The following is a 15,206-nucleotide window of genomic DNA, read 5'->3' as shown; positions in this document are numbered from 1 at the left end:
CGTTGCGCGTATTAACGGCGGTGAGGGTCCATCACCCTGACCGCCCGATAGTTAAGCCCACTGATGTGCTGGATCATCACCCGATAGGCGCCACGACCGCGCTGCCCGCGATAACGCGGCAAGTCAAAACTGCGGACATTCTGCCCACCCGCCATGGCATGGCCGGTATGAAAATCCAGTGTGCGGTCTTCCAGCCGACCAATCACCCTTCTGAGAATTTCACCTCCCGGGCCATGTAATTCATTCTGAATAGGTGTGACGTCAATCTCGAGGGGCTCAGGCACCAGCCCGGAGGAAGGTCCCGGGCTTACCGGTTGCGCGGCGGGCACCTCAGAAGCGGAGCCTCTGCGGCCCACGCTCGTGACCCTGGTTTGCGGCTGTACTTCGGTATGGGTCAGCCCAGCCGCTGGCAGCGGGCTGGCGCCCACTTTGCGTGCCGGGGCGCGCAGTTCTATGCCTACAAACCCCAACCTGGCAAGCGTAAAGCTAGGGTTACGCTCCGTTCGTGAGGCTGTTTCAGCCCGGTCCCGATGCTCGGTGGGCCCAACGTACCCATAAAGACCGCCCCGCGCTGCCGGGGTCAGCCCGTAGGACAGACTCTTAGTGTCAGCGGTAGCCAGACGGTGTTCTAGGAAAAATTCCGCCAACTCGCTGACTTCATGTTCGGTAGCGCCCTGTCTGCGGCCCAGCTCTTGCGCACCGACCGTTACGGACTGCTCATAGAACGCTCTGCGCTGAACGTCAGTGGTGCCTAATCGCTGAAGCGCGTAAAGCGCCACGCCCACCACACCTGAAATCAGCCCGAAATAAGCCAGTTCAGCCCTATAGCCTATCTCTACCCCTACTCCGTGCCCGATCAACAACACCAGGAGCAGAACCGTCACCACCTCCAGCATCGAGCGGCGCTGCAAACCGTCTTCGTCTACATAACCCATGGGGTTGTTCCCCACCATCGCATACAGGTTCAGCCCATCCACATCCCCCGCCGGGTCAGCGCTGATCCACCGCAACAACCACGGCGCGTAGTACCTGAAGCCGTAGTAATACAGCCCGCTGGCGTCGCGCTCCTTGCCCGAATAACGTCGGGTTTTATAGTTCGCCTCCAAGGCACTTTTTGCCGCCCACCAGGCAGTTGCGCCGAAGGGGTAATAACTTTCCTGGCTCAACAGGCCGGCTGCCTCGTCCAGCTCCAGAGTGCCGCTGCCCAAATGATCGTCGAGGCTGAACCGCAGTTGCTCGTCCTGCATCTCGTCGGGGCGCTGCTGCTCCCACTGCAGCCCTCTGACCGAATGCCGCCCGCCCGGAGCAAGCACCACGTTCAACCACTCGCCATCCGGCCCGTGGCGATGCAGCTCCAGCCCTGGCAGATAAAGCACTTCATGGGTGTGAGTCTGCGTCTTGCCATGTGCCACGCGACGCTTGATGACTCGCTGGCCGGTGCCGTCATACAGATACACCTCATCGTCATGTTCGCCATTGTCACGCAGCACCTGCGCAACGCGAACCAACTGGTTGCGCCCATTCCAGGTCAACGCCTGACCAGGCGCCAGTGCCTGGAGATTGCCACTTTGGTCGAAGCCGTTGCCCAGGCCCGGCGCCTTTGCGCCCTCGCGGGCAATCACGCTGTGATTGCTGTGTTCGCCCACCTGCATCCGTTGGGTATAACCGCTGCCGGTGCTGGGCACATGGCGCATCTGAGTCAGGTTACTGGCCGAGTCGTAGGCATAGTGGCGGGTGTAGTTGCCCCAGAGATTGTCGTCTGTGGCGCCGAACGTGATTCGCCCCGGCAGTGCGGATGCGCCAGTATTGCGCGCGTTTTCACGACCGGTGGCCTTGATCAATCGCGACAGGCTGTCGTATTCGAATGTGCTTACTGCCTCCACCTGCACGTTGCTGGCCCAGCGGGTCGGCTGCGCCGCATCGCGGATGCGCAACACATTGCCGACCCGGTCGTAGCTGTAGAAGAGGTCTTGCAGTCGCTTGCCTGCCGAATCCTTGAGGTGGGCGCTCAAGCGTGTCAAACGTCCATCAGTGTCCGAATACTCGGCAACGCTGAGCACGCCATTACCCAAGCGTTCGCTCAACACCTGGCCCGAGGCGTTGACGCTGCGTTGATCCACCAGGGTCTTGCGCGCTCCGCTTTTGAACAGGATCTCGCTTTTCGTCAATTGGCCGTCGACACCGTATTGAGATTGCTGGCGATTGCCGCGCGCGTCGACCTGCTCCAGGCGTTGCCCCAGCGCATCGTGCTGCCAGGTGGTGGTGAAGGTCTGGGCTTGCAACTGTGCATCCCGCTCACTCACGGGCAGCGGCCAGTCGGGCGCGGTGTGCGACGTGCACAGGCGCCGGGTTTGCTCGGTGATGTTGCCTTGCACGTCGTAGCGCTCAACGAGCAACGTGCCTGCCGGGTCATCGTGACGAATCATGCGCCCACAGCGATTGCGCGCCGCCTCCGTGGACGTCATGCCCGCGTAACTCATGCGCTCGACACAGCGTTCAGCCGCCGCCTCCTCCGCGCGCTCGAATACCGCGACGGGGCGCAGCAACGGGTCGTATTCGAACCGCTGGCGCGTGCCTCGACTGTCCCACTGTTGCACGACCTGGCCGCCACTGCCGAGCAAGCGCGTCTGACGGCCCGCATCCACGCTGTCGGTGCTCAGCACTTGCCCGCCCAAGCTATAACGATGAGACAGATTGGGCCGCACGTCGGGATCGGCAGCGTGCAACTCGAACAGTCTGGGGTCCCACTGTTGCTGCAACAGGCCGCGAGCGTCGAACACCTGCCGCGTGACCTGCGCGCTGGGTGATTGCTGCGCGGTATTGCGATGGTACGCCACGCTGCGCACGGTCAACCCTCGCGGGTCGACCACCGTCAGCGTGGGCGTGTTGTGATGCAAAGAAGACATAACCTGATGACCTGGAAACCAAAGAAGCCTAGAGCCTAGTCATCAAGCCGGTGCCAGCCTGCGGGCTCCGCACGCTGCGCAGTGTGCGGCGCTTCCGAGGGTGTCGTGAGGCTTACCGGACGCGGCGCTTCATGGCACCGGCAGCCAACCGCTGAAAGCACCTTGGGCACCCAACGGGGACCAGGCAAAATCCCAGGCGGGCGGCGGCAATGCCGGTCGCGGCGCGGCTATCGAAGGGTGGCCCTTCCAGTCGAACAGGGTGCAATCGCGCCAGCTCAAGACAATGCCTGCCGCCGGGCTGTCATCCGTCAGCACCCAGCGCGCAGCAGCGGCGGCCATGAAGGCCTCGATCGGCTCCTCATCGACCTGCGTGCGGTACGTCGAACTCAGCAACCAGCGGCATACGTTCAGATGGTACGTCCAGTCCAGCGGCGGCTGGTTGCGATAGGCCCAGGTCATGAAGGCGCGAAACAGGTTCAAGCCCTCCGGTGGGTCGAGCTTGAGCAACGCCGGGCAGATGTCGAACAAGGTATGCCAGTGAGGCAGCAGGCGTGCATCCAGGTGCACGAAGCAGCGCGAATTACTCGGGTAATCAGACAGCGCCGGTTGCGCACGCAGGCGCCGCGACGCCTTGCTGACCAGGCGGCCGGCGCCGGCAGGCAATTGAGGGTTCATAGAGTGTTCTCACAATCGTGACGAGAGAATGCCTCCTGGTTACAGGAAGCCCAAGGCACACGTCAGGATGCGGGAGAAGCGCGGGGGTTGGCCGAGGGCCAGGAATAGCGCGGCGGCGCCTTGTTGCGCCGCTCATGGGCGACACCCGGGGCTTGGGTGAGGCCGAGCAGCCAGGCCAGGCCGATCAGAAACACCAGGGCAACGGTAACCGCGTTGCACACCGGGCAGGCAAAGTAGTTCGAGATGTTGCTGGAGGACGGGTTCGCCAACCCTTTGTCGGAAATTGGCGACTGCCCGCCGTCCACCGAACAGAACAGCCCGCCGATGCCGTTGAGCTGCTGCCCCATCATCTGGCCATGCCCCAAACCGCAGGCGAACAGGTTCATCAGCACGCAGAAGTACAGGGCCCAGGCGATCAGTGAGCGGTCAGAGTGGCGCAATTTCATGGCGGCGACTCTACCACCGAAGCCATAAAAGGACGCAATGCGACGCGCCCCTGTGGCAGAACGTCGCAGATTACGCGCGCCGGCCAGGGTTGCTAGACTCTGCACCCTTCTCGTTACTCCTTTTCAAAGCCTGGCGGAGCAGTTCCACGGCCCTACAGGCGTTTCACAGGATGCACAGTTGATGAGTACGTTATTCACCCGCCGCAAAGTGCTGACCGGCATGGGCCTATTGGGCCTGGGCAGCCTGCTGGGCGGCTGTGACTACAGCCCCAAGCTGAACTTCAAGTACGGCAAGGACCTCAGTGACAAGATCATGGGCCGCACCTTCAAGCTCAAGAACACCGACGGCGAAACCGTCACCCTGAGCTCGTACCGCGGCCTGATGCCGGTGGTGTTCTTCGGCTTCACCCAGTGCCCGGCCGTCTGCCCGACAGCCCTGGCCCGCGCCGCCCAGGCCAAGAAGCTGATGGGCCGCGATGGCAAGATCATGCAGGTGGTGTTCATCACCCTGGACCCCGAGCGCGACACCCCCGAAATTCTCGACAACTACGTCAAGGCCTTCGACCCAAGCTTCGAAGCGCTCTACGGCACCCCGGAAGAAATCGCCGTGGCCGCCAAGGAGTTCGGGATCTTTTATGAAAAGATCCCCGCCGGCGACACCTATACCCTCTCCCACACCGCCACCAGTTTCGTGTTCGACACCCGTGGCAACCTGCGCCTTGGCTTGCAGGCATCCCTTACCGCTCAAGAGTGCGCAGAAGACCTGCTCACCGTCATGGAGGTCTGCTAATGACTGCCGTTCAACACCTCAAGCGTCTCACCCTCGGTCTAACCCTGCTGGGCCTCGCTGCCCACGCCAGTGCCCAGGTACAAGTCACTGACGCCTGGGTACGCGCCTCCGTAGTGGGCCAACCGTCCAGTGGCGCCTTCATGACCCTCACAGCCGACAGCGACAGCAAACTGTTGAGCGTGGCATCGCCAGTGGCCAAGGACGTGCAGATTCATGAGATGAGCATGAAGGACGACGTCATGCGCATGGGCCCGGTGGGCTCGGTGGCCCTGCCTGCCGGCAAAGCCGTCAAGCTCGACCCCAACGGCTACCACGTCATGTTGATGGGCCTGACCGGCCAGATCAAGGAAGGCGACCAGGTACCACTGACCCTTACGGTAGAAGATGCCAAGGGTGAAAAGCAGGCCGTCGAAGTGAAGGCGACGGCGCGTGGGCTGGATGGCATGGACCACAGCAAGATGGACCATAGCAAGATGCATTGATTGCGCAAACAAGCCTGCAGCGCTTGCTCTGCTCCCCGGTAACGTTGGTTGAGGGTTGCCCCTCAACCATAAAATCTCCCACAGCTTGATTGCCGGGAGTGATCAGATAGGCTGTCAGGCCGCCCTCCCCAGGAATCATCGGTAATGCTGTTTGTCGTCATGCTCGGGGGCAAGCACCCGCGGGCCAGGATCGAAGTACACGATGTGGTGTTCGCCGTGGCGGGCACCCTGCAAGCCACCTACCCGCAATTACGCGACGCCTGGTTCGGCAGCCCCAAAGGCGTACACATCGATTCATGGATGGCCGTCGATGGCGTCGACGGCTGGAAGGTTGAACTGAGCCACCTGGCGCCCCACGGCGATGCACTCCGCCTGTACTTCATCAACCTGGGCGGTTACGAAGCCAATAGCTTTGGCGAGTCCCATCACTACCTGCTGGTGGTCGCCCGTAACAAACAGGAGGCCATGGGCAAAGGCAAGCAGCAGATGCTCAGCCACTGGTCCCAGGCCCATACCGACGCGGTGCTGGATATCGACGACTGCCTGCCCATCGACCTGGTGGACGGCCGCTATATCCACCTGGTGCAAGCGGCGCACCGCCCGATCGTGCAGCGCAACGACTACCTTGTGCTGCCTTGAATCCTCACGGCGAAAACAGTGCCGGCTGAAACCCAGTGGAACTTTGCCGAGAAATAACCGCCTGAATCCGGTACGCTCACCGTTTTTTACTCTAGGAGTTACTCACCATGGCCAAAGCCACCGCCCGTCACATCCTCGTTGCCTCTGAAGACAAGTGCAACGAACTCAAGGCCCAAATCGAAGGCGGCGCTGATTTCGCAGAAATCGCTAAAGCCAACTCCAGCTGCCCATCCAGCCGCCAGGGCGGTGACCTCGGTTCGTTCGGCCCAGGCCAGATGGTCAAGGAATTCGACACCGTGGTCTTCAGTGCCCCGGTCAACACCGTGCAAGGCCCGGTGAAGACTCAGTTCGGCTACCACCTGCTGGAAGTCACCAGCCGCCAGGATTGATTCAATCCGCGCTGATGCTATAAACAACGGCCCGCCCTTTGGTGGGCCGTTGTGCATCTGATGACTGGCGATGCCCAGGCCGTTAGCGTACAAATCCTTATGACTCTTACCCGGCGCTCAAGGCTGATAATGCGATTGGCTTTTTCATCTCTGCTCTGTTCCACCCTGGCCTTGCTAATGGCCAGCACTGCGGTGATCGCAGCCCCGCAAACCTACCTGACGGTGTACGGCGAGCCCGCCAAATACGCCGAAGGTTTCAGCCATTTCGACTATGCCAACCCCAACGCTCCCAAGGGCGGCAGCCTGCGGCGTTCCGCGCTGGAGGTGGGGCGGTTTGACCATGTGCTGCCGTATATCGACAAAGGCATCGGCGTATCCCAGGTCGACGGCTGGGTGTATGCGCCCTTGGCGTTGCGCTCGCTGGATGAGCCTTACACCGTCTACGGCCTGGTGGCGCAAAAGATGGAGCGCGCCGACGATGGCCTGTCACTGCGCTTCTACCTGAACCCCAAGGCGCGCTTTGCCGATGGCAAGCCCATCACCGCGCAAGACGTGCGCTACAGCTTTGACGTGCTGATGACCCAAGGCAGCTTGCGCTTTCGCACGCTATTTGCCGACGTGAAGCACGTCGAGGTCGAAGGTGAGCGCCAGGTGCGCTTTGACTTTTCCAGCAACGAAAACCGTACCCTGCCCCTGGATATCGCCACCTTGCCGGTGTTCCCCGAGCACTGGTGGAAGACCCGCGACTTTGCCAACGGCGGCGGCTACGAAGCGCCACTGGGCAGCGGCCCCTACAAGGTCAGCAAGATCGACTCCGGCAGCACCATCACCTTCACCCGTGACCCCGACTGGTGGGGCAAGGACTTGCCGGTCAGCCGCGGCCTGTACAACTTCGATCACCTGAGCCTGGAGTACTTCGGCGACACCGAAGTAGCCCGCCAAGTGCTACGCGGCGGCGCCTATGATTTCAACCGTGAATTCTCCGCCACCGGTTACTCCATCGGCTACAACGGCCCGGCCCTGGACGATGGCCGCCTGCAGCGCGCGCACCTGGCCAAGGAGATGCCGCAGCCGGCCCAGGGCTATGTGTTCAACGTGCAAAAACCGATATTCAAGGATCGCCGCGTGCGCCAGGCCCTGGCGATGTTGTGGGATTTTGAATGGGCCAACCGGCAGATGATGCGCAACTTGTACATCCGACAGCAGAGCTATTTTTCCAATAGTCCGCTGGCCGCCAGCCAGTTGCCCACCCCGGAAGAACTGGCAATCCTCGAACCCCTGCGCGGGCAGATTCCCGACGAGGTGTTCACCCAGGTGTTCAAGGCCCCGGTCACCGATGGCAGTGGCATGATCCGCGACAAACAGTTGCAAGCCTTGGCCCTGCTGGAAGACGCCGGCTGGAAACCTGTGGGCGACAAACTCGTCAATGCCCAGGGCGAGCCGCTGGAGTTCACCTTCCTCAACGTCCAGAACGGCGTTGAGCGCCTGTTGCTGCCCTACAAACGCAACCTGGCGCAGATCGGCATCACCCTGAATATTCGCCGCATCGACTCCTCGCAGTACGTCAACCGACTGATGGCCCGCGACTACGACATGATCGTCACGGGTTTCCCGGTCACCACCTCGCCCGGCATGGAGCTGTACAACTATTTCGGCTCTGCCGCCGCGTTCGATTCGGGCGCCAATAACTACATCGTGCTCAAGGACCCGGCCGTCGATACCCTGATCCATGGCCTGGTCAAGGCTGACACCCAGGCCAAGATGCTCACCTATGCCCACGCCCTGGACCGCGTACTGCAATGGAATTACCTGTGGATCCCCAACTATTACCCACCGGGCACCTCCGCCGCATGGTGGAACCGTTTCGGGCGCCCGGCCATCGAGGCGAAGAACGACGAAGCCCTGGAAACCTGGTGGGAAGTCAGCCCCACCCCGCTGACGAACGAACAAATGCAGGCTGAGTTGAAAAAACGCGGAGAGGCCCACTGATGTTTGCCTATATCGTACGGCGCCTGCTGCTGATCATCCCGACGCTGGTGATCATCCTGCTGGTGAACTTCGTGATCGTGCAGGCCGCGCCCGGCGGGCCGGTGGAACAAGCCATCGCTCACCTGCAAGGCATTGGTGGCGGTGGTGTAGCCGGCGCATCCGGCGAAGGCATCAGCGGCTCGCGAGCCAGTCGCGGCCTGGACCCGAAGCTGATCAAGGACATCGAAAAACAATACGGCTTCGACAAATCCGCGCCGGAACGCCTGTGGTTGATGTTCAAGAACTATGCCCAATTGGACTTCGGCAACAGTTTCTTCAGAGGCGCAACGGTAACTGACCTGATCCTGGAAAAGATGCCCGTCACGATTTCCCTCGGCCTGTGGGCCACGCTGATCACCTACCTGGTGTCGATACCCTTGGGCATACGCAAGGCCGTGCGCCATGGCAGCAGCTTTGATATGTGGAGCAGCACGGCCATCGTCATCGGTTACGCGATGCCGGCATTCCTGTTTGCGATGTTCCTGATCGTGGTGTTCGCCGGCGGTACCTCGCTGAACTGGTTCCCGGTACGCGGGCTGGTCTCGGAAAACTTCGCCGAACTGAGCACCGTGGGCAAAATCGCCGACTATTTTTGGCACCTGGTACTGCCAGTAACGGCGCTGGTGATCGGCGGCTTTGCCACCTTGACCATTCTGACCAAGAACTCGTTCCTCAATGAAATTACCCGCCAATACGTGGTCACCGCCCGCGCCAAGGGTTTGAGCGAACGCCGGGTGCTGTACGGTCACGTGTTCCGCAATGCGATGTTGCTGGTGATCTCGGGGATTCCCCAGGCGTTTATCAGTGTGTTTTTTGCCGGCTCGCTGCTGATCGAGGTGATCTTCTCCCTCGATGGCCTGGGCCGCATGAGCTACGAGGCGGCCGTGTCCCGCGACTACCCGGTGGTGTTCGGCTCGCTGTTTATCTTCACCCTGTTCGGCCTTCTGATAAAACTCATCGGTGACCTGTGCTACACCCTGGTGGACCCGCGTATCGACTTCGCCGCGAGGAACGCCTGATGCTCAACCTGTCTCCCGTGGCTCGCCGGCGTTTCGAACGCTTCAAGAAAAACCGCCGTGGCTGGTGGTCGCTGTGGCTGTTTATCGGCCTGTTTATCCTGACCCTGGGCGGCGAGTTGATCGCCAATGACAAGCCGCTGGTGCTCAGTTTCAAGAACGAGCTGTATTTTCCGGTGTTCAAGCGCTACACCGAGCAGCAGTTCGGTGGGCAGTTGCCGTTCCAGGCGGACTACCGCAGTGACTACGTGCAAAAGCTGATCAAGCAGGATGGCGGCTGGATGCTGTTCCCGCCGATTCCGTTCAGCGATGACACGCCCAACTACGAACTCTCCCGCCCTGCCCCGAGCCCGCCGTCGGCGGTGAACTGGCTGGGCACCGATGACCAGTCCCGCGATGTGTTGGCCCGGGTGATCTTTGGTGCACGGGTGTCGATCCTGTTTGCCCTGGCCCTGACCGCCATCAGCGCCGTCATTGGCATTGCCGCCGGGGCGTTGCAGGGGTACTACGGTGGCTGGGTGGACTTGCTCGGCCAGCGCATCCTCGAGGTGTGGTCTGGCCTGCCGGTGCTGTACCTGCTGATTATCCTGTCGGGGTTTGTGGAGCCGAACTTCTGGTGGTTGCTGGGGATCATGGCGCTGTTTTCCTGGTTGGCCCTGGTGGACGTGGTGCGCGCCGAGTTCCTGCGTGGGCGCAACCTGGAGTACGTCAAGGCCGCACGCGCCCTGGGCCTGGGCGACGGCAAGATCATTCGCCGGCACATCCTGCCCAACGCCATGACCGCGACCCTCAGCTATTTGCCATTTATCTTGACCGGGGCGATATCCACCTTGAGCGCTCTGGATTTCCTTGGCTTCGGCATGCCCGCCGGCAGCGCCTCCCTGGGCGAGCTGATCGGCCAGGGCAAGCAGAACCTGCAAGCGCCGTGGCTGGGCTTGACGGCGTTTTTCACCCTGGCGCTGATTCTGTCGTTGCTGGTGTTTATCGGCGAGGCACTGCGTGATGCCTTCGACCCCCGCTCATGAGTGACTGCGTATGAACCTGATCGAAATCCGCGACCTGTGCGTCGCCTTCAACGGCCAGACCGTCGTGCGCAACCTGAGCCTGGACGTGCGCCCTGGCGAGTGCCTGGCGTTGGTGGGCGAGTCGGGCTCGGGCAAGTCGGTGACGGCCCATTCGATCCTGCAACTGCTGCCGCAAGCCGGCACCGAAACCCTGGGTTCCATCAAGTATCGCGGCCAGGAACTGATCGGCGCCTCACCGAGCACCTTGCAAAAATTGCGCGGCAACCGCATTGCCATGATCTTCCAGGAGCCGATGACCTCCCTCAACCCGCTGCACAGCATCGAAAAGCAGATCGGCGAAACCCTGCTGCTGCACAAGGGCCTGGGCGGCAAGGCGGCGCAGGCGCGCATCCTCGAACTGCTGGAACTGGTGGGCATCCAGAAACCCCAGGAACGGCTCAAGGCCTACCCCCATCAATTGTCCGGCGGCCAGCGCCAGCGGGTGATGATCGCCATGGCCCTGGCCTGCGAGCCCGAACTGCTGATTGCCGACGAGCCCACCACGGCGCTGGACGTGACGGTGCAGCGCAAGATCCTGCTGCTGCTCAAGTCCTTGCAACAACGCCTGGGCATGTCGCTGCTGCTGATCAGCCATGACCTCAACCTGGTGCGCAGTATCGCCCAGCGGGTCTGTGTGATGCGTGCCGGCGAAATCGTCGAGCAGGCTGACTGCCAGGCCTTGTTCACCGCACCGCAGCATCCCTACAGCCGCCTGCTGCTGGACGCCGAGCCCTCGGGCGATGTGCTGTGCAGCGAGCCCCGTGAGACGGTACTGGAAGTGGATGACCTGAGCGTGCAATTCCCCCTCGGTGGCTTGCTGTTCCGGGCCAAGACCTACCTGCGCGCGGTGGACGGCATCAGCCTCAGCGTGCAGCGCGGCAAAACCCTGGGGATTGTCGGCGAGTCCGGTTCCGGCAAGTCCACCCTGGGCCAGGCGATCCTGCGCTTGCTCGACTCCAGCGGCGGCATTCGCTTCCAGGGTGAGGCCCTGGACCCGCTCAACCATCAGCAGATGCGCCCATGGCGCAAGCAGATGCAGGTGGTGTTCCAGGACCCCTATGGCAGCCTCAGCCCGCGCATGTCGGTGCAGCAGATCATCAGCGAGGGCCTGGAAGTACACGCGCCGTGCAGCCTGGCCGAGCGTGACGCGCAAGTCATACAGGTGCTCAAGGACGTGGGCCTCGACCCTGCCAGCCGACATCGCTACCCCCATGAGTTTTCCGGTGGCCAGCGCCAACGCATCGCCATTGCCCGCGCCCTTGTACTCAAGCCAGCGCTGATGCTGCTCGACGAACCCACCTCCGCCCTCGACCGTACAGTGCAGAAACAAGTGGTGGCGCTGCTGCGCGAACTGCAGGACAAATACGGCCTGACCTACCTGTTTATCAGCCATGACCTGGCGGTTGTGCGGGCCATGGCCCATGACATGATCGTGGTCAAGGATGGCAAGGTGGTAGAGCGTGGCGCGAGCCATGATGTGTTCGAATCGCCCCAACACCCGTACACCAAAGAACTGCTGGCAGCAGCGCACATCCCTTTGTGAGGTGAGATTGTTCCCGCGCTCTGCGTGGGAACACAACCCGAGACGCTCCGCGTCGTGTCTTGGCCCTACGCCAAGTGACGCAGAGCGTCACGGTAGACATTCCCACGCAGAGCGTGGGAACGATCATTAACAGGATTCTGTACCCATGAGTACCAGCCTCAAGGACTACCAACAGGTTCGCGGCCTGGCCATCCAGTCGCTGTTCGAGATCATCGAGCAGTCCAGCGAGGGCACAGTCATCGTCGACCGCGATGCGAACATCGTGTGGATGAACGAGCGTTACGCCAAGCGCTTTGGCCTCAAGAGCGCCGACCAAGCCATCGGCCAGCCTTGCGAGCAGGTGATTTCCAACAGCCTGCTGCGCCAGGTGGTGCGCAATGACCGGCCGATCCTGCTGGATATCCAGGACACTCCCAAAGGCCCACTGGTGGTGATGCGCCTGCCGATCCACGACGAGGCCGGGGCGGTGATCGGCGCGATTGGGTTTGCGTTGTTCGATGAACTGCGTAACCTGTCGCCGCTGATCGAGCGCTACCTGAGCATGCAGCAGGAGCTGGCCTCCACGCGCTCGCTGCTGCGTTCGCGGCAAAGCAAATACAATTTTGCGCACTTTATCGGCACCAGCGCCGCCAGCCTTGAGGTCAAGCGCCGAGCGCGGCGCAGTGCGAGTGCCGAGTCGCCGGTATTGCTGCTCGGGGAAACCGGCACCGGCAAGGAACTGCTGGCCCAGGCCATCCACGGCGCATCGCCCCGGGCGCACAAAGCCTTTGTGAGCATCAACAGCGCGGCGATCCCCCATGATCTGCTTGAAGCCGAATTCTTCGGCACCGCACCCGGCGCCTTTACCGGTGCCGACCGCAAGGGTCGCCCCGGCAAGTTCCAGATTGCCCAGGGCGGCACGTTGTTTCTCGATGAGATCGGCGACATGCCGCTGCCACTGCAAAGCAAATTGCTGCGGGTGTTGCAGGAAAAGGAATTCGAGCCGGTGGGCTCCAACGAGATGCTGCACAGCGATGTGCGGGTGATTGCCGCGACGTCCATGGACTTGGAGGCGGCGATCAAGCGTGGCGAGTTTCGCGCCGATCTGTATTACCGCCTCAACGTGCTGCCGATCCAGGTGCCGCCGCTGCGTGAACGGCTGGAGGATATTCCGGCGCTGAGCGAGGCGATCCTTGAGGAGTTGCGCAGCCAGCACGAACTGGACCGCGATGCCCTGGCGCTGTTGGCCCAACATGCCTGGCCGGGCAATATCCGCGAGCTGCGCAATGTGCTGGAGCGGGCGGCGTTGCTGAGTGATGACTTGGTGTTGAATGCCGAGGAGATACGCACAGCGATTGGCACTTTTACGCCGGTTGAACGCCGTGCGCTGGTGTCGATGGAAGAAGAGACATTCAGTGCGGCACGGGAACGGTTAGATCGGCAGGTGATCGCAGCCGCGCTCACGGCGTGTGAAGGGAATGTGGTAGAGGCAGCCAAGCGGTTGGGGCTTGGGCGGTCAACGTTGTATAAAAAAATGCTGGCTCTTGGAATAACCCAGTCTCATTAAAGAGACTAGATTCCCACTATGGAGACAATCTTGTGTGGGAGCTGGCTTGCCTGCGATAGCGTTGGTTCAGCTAGGGAATATGGCACTGTTACACCGCTATCGCAGGCAAGCCAGCTCCCACAAGGGATCTCCACTCGTCTCTCGATTGAGACTGCCTTCTGGAAAACCGTCGTTAAAAAGTAAATAAATCTATATATATCAACAAGTTATAAATCTGGCACACATCTCGCTATAGCTTCCTCCCACAGCCTCACCCACAACAATAACAATCCGATGGAGACACACCATGAGTGTGATCATTGCCCTGGCCGCGCTCGCGCTGCTGATGCTGGCCGCCTACCGTGGCTATAGCGTTATCCTGTTCGCCCCCATCGCCGCCCTTGGCGCGGTGCTGCTCACTGACCCGTCCGCCGTCGCACCTGCCTTTACCGGGGTGTTCATGGAAAAGATGGTCGGTTTTATCAAGCTGTATTTCCCGGTATTCCTGCTCGGTGCGGTGTTCGGCAAGCTCATTGAGCTGTCGGGGTTTTCGCGCTCGATCGTGGCCGCTGCGATCCGCTTGCTCGGCACGCGCCAGGCGATGCTGGTGATTGTGCTGGTCTGCGCCCTGCTCACCTACGGTGGCGTGTCGCTGTTCGTGGTGGTGTTTGCGGTGTACCCGTTTGCCGCCGAGATGTTCCGCCAGAGTAATATCCCCAAGCGCCTGATTCCGGCGACCATCGCCCTCGGTGCGTTCTCGTTCACCATGGACGCCCTGCCCGGCACGCCGCAGATCCAGAACATCATCCCCAGCACCTTCTTCAACACCACCGCCTGGGCGGCGCCGTGGCTGGGGCTGATCGGCACGATCTTCGTGTTTTGCGCCGGCATGCTCTACCTCGCACGCCAGCGCAACAAGGCCCAGCGTGCCGGTGAAGGCTATGGCACCGAGTTGCGCAATGAGCCGGAAACCGCCGACAACCTTGCCTTGCCCAACCCATGGGTCGCGCTGTCGCCGTTGATCCTGGTGGGGGTGATGAACCTGTTGTTCACCCACTGGATCCCGCAGTGGTACGGCAAGACCCACAGCCTCAGCCTGCCGGGCATGAGCGCGCCGGTGACCACCGAAATCGCCAAGCTCACCGCGATCTGGGCGGTGCAGGCGGCATTGCTGGTGGGGATTATCGTGGTGCTGGTGTTCGGCTTCTCGGCGATCAAGAGCAAGCTGGCCGAAGGCAGTAAAAGCGCGGTAAGCGGTGCGCTGCTGGCGGCAATGAACACCGCCTCGGAATATGGGTTTGGCGCCGTGATCGCCTCGCTGCCAGGCTTTCTGGTACTGGCGGACTGGCTCAAGGGCATCCCCAACCCGCTGGTCAACGAAGCGATCACCGTGACCTTGCTGGCCGGTATCACTGGCTCCGCTTCCGGCGGCATGAGCATCGCCCTGGCGGCGATGTCCGAGAGCTTCATTGCAGCCGCCCACGCGGCCAATATCCCCCTTGAGGTGCTGCACCGAGTCGCGGCCATGGCCAGCGGCGGCATGGACACCCTGCCCCACAACGGCGCGGTGATCACGCTGCTGGCGGTCACCGGGTTGACCCACCGCGAAGCCTACAAGGACATTTTTGGCATCACGATCATCAAGACCCTTGCGGTGTTCGTGGTGATCGGCACTTTCTACGCCACCGGCATTGTGTGAGGTT

At 61.7% G+C, this 15,206-nt stretch carries 13 protein-coding genes; 10 read left to right on the top strand and 3 right to left on the bottom strand.

Annotated features, from left to right (window positions below):
- Positions 1 to 11 precede the first annotated feature (11 nt).
- From ACP7CZ_RS12660 to ACP7CZ_RS12650, 3 genes are all read right to left on the bottom strand, one after another.
- Positions 12 to 2,906 (bottom strand): RHS repeat-associated core domain-containing protein, encoded by a 2,895-nt coding sequence (locus ACP7CZ_RS12660; protein ID WP_294156928.1) that lies wholly within the window; start codon positions 2,904 to 2,906, stop codon positions 12 to 14.
- 129 nt (positions 2,907 to 3,035) lie between these two features.
- Positions 3,036 to 3,581, bottom strand: coding sequence for a putative natural product biosynthesis protein (locus ACP7CZ_RS12655; RefSeq protein ID WP_054896537.1), 546 nt, complete (start codon positions 3,579 to 3,581; stop codon positions 3,036 to 3,038).
- Positions 3,582 to 3,643: 62 nt separating this feature from the next.
- Positions 3,644 to 4,027, bottom strand: a complete 384-nt coding sequence (locus ACP7CZ_RS12650) for a DUF2946 domain-containing protein (protein ID WP_294156925.1) — start codon at positions 4,025 to 4,027, stop codon at positions 3,644 to 3,646.
- A 181-nt stretch (positions 4,028 to 4,208) separates the two neighbouring features.
- On the opposite strand from ACP7CZ_RS12650, the gene ACP7CZ_RS12645 reads away from it, so the two are divergent.
- The 10 genes from ACP7CZ_RS12645 to ACP7CZ_RS12600 all read left to right on the top strand — a co-directional run bounded on the left by ACP7CZ_RS12645 (position 4,209) and on the right by ACP7CZ_RS12600 (position 15,202).
- The gene (locus tag ACP7CZ_RS12645; protein ID WP_034125726.1) at positions 4,209 to 4,817 is read left to right on the top strand and encodes an SCO family protein; all 609 of its coding nucleotides are present in this window, start codon (positions 4,209 to 4,211) and stop codon (positions 4,815 to 4,817) included.
- Positions 4,817 to 5,299, top strand: coding sequence for a copper chaperone PCu(A)C (locus tag ACP7CZ_RS12640; RefSeq protein ID WP_054896538.1), 483 nt, complete (start codon positions 4,817 to 4,819; stop codon positions 5,297 to 5,299). Before ACP7CZ_RS12645 ends, ACP7CZ_RS12640 begins: the two co-directional genes overlap by 1 nt.
- A gap of 144 nt (positions 5,300 to 5,443) precedes the next feature.
- Positions 5,444 to 5,938: a DUF1543 domain-containing protein gene (locus tag ACP7CZ_RS12635; protein WP_089042566.1), complete on the top strand. Its 495-nt coding sequence runs from the start codon at positions 5,444 to 5,446 to the stop codon at positions 5,936 to 5,938.
- Between the two features lie 107 nt (positions 5,939 to 6,045).
- The gene (locus ACP7CZ_RS12630; protein WP_034125729.1) at positions 6,046 to 6,327 is read left to right on the top strand and encodes a peptidylprolyl isomerase; all 282 of its coding nucleotides are present in this window, start codon (positions 6,046 to 6,048) and stop codon (positions 6,325 to 6,327) included.
- 129 nt (positions 6,328 to 6,456) lie between these two features.
- On the top strand, positions 6,457 to 8,316 hold the full coding sequence (locus ACP7CZ_RS12625; protein WP_089042565.1) for an extracellular solute-binding protein: 1,860 nt from the start codon (positions 6,457 to 6,459) through the stop codon (positions 8,314 to 8,316).
- Positions 8,316 to 9,374 (top strand): microcin C ABC transporter permease YejB, encoded by a 1,059-nt coding sequence (locus ACP7CZ_RS12620; RefSeq protein ID WP_057977451.1) that lies wholly within the window; start codon positions 8,316 to 8,318, stop codon positions 9,372 to 9,374. Before ACP7CZ_RS12625 ends, ACP7CZ_RS12620 begins: the two co-directional genes overlap by 1 nt.
- Positions 9,374 to 10,396, top strand: a complete 1,023-nt coding sequence (locus tag ACP7CZ_RS12615) for an ABC transporter permease (RefSeq protein ID WP_034125731.1) — start codon at positions 9,374 to 9,376, stop codon at positions 10,394 to 10,396. Before ACP7CZ_RS12620 ends, ACP7CZ_RS12615 begins: the two co-directional genes overlap by 1 nt.
- 10 nt (positions 10,397 to 10,406) lie before the next feature.
- Positions 10,407 to 11,978: an ABC transporter ATP-binding protein gene (locus tag ACP7CZ_RS12610; RefSeq protein WP_089042564.1), complete on the top strand. Its 1,572-nt coding sequence runs from the start codon at positions 10,407 to 10,409 to the stop codon at positions 11,976 to 11,978.
- A gap of 145 nt (positions 11,979 to 12,123) precedes the next feature.
- Positions 12,124 to 13,524, top strand: a complete 1,401-nt coding sequence (locus ACP7CZ_RS12605) for a sigma-54 interaction domain-containing protein (protein ID WP_294156903.1) — start codon at positions 12,124 to 12,126, stop codon at positions 13,522 to 13,524.
- A gap of 286 nt (positions 13,525 to 13,810) precedes the next feature.
- On the top strand, positions 13,811 to 15,202 hold the full coding sequence (locus ACP7CZ_RS12600; RefSeq protein ID WP_054896542.1) for a GntP family permease: 1,392 nt from the start codon (positions 13,811 to 13,813) through the stop codon (positions 15,200 to 15,202).
- Positions 15,203 to 15,206 lie beyond the last annotated feature (4 nt).

Source organism: Pseudomonas sp. DWP2-2 (assembly GCF_049897065.1).
Taxonomy (GTDB): Bacteria; Pseudomonadota; Gammaproteobacteria; order Pseudomonadales; family Pseudomonadaceae; genus Aquipseudomonas; species Aquipseudomonas paracarnis.
The sequence above is the reverse complement of the archived record's forward strand: the minus strand, read 5'-3'. Positions and strand labels throughout refer to the sequence as shown.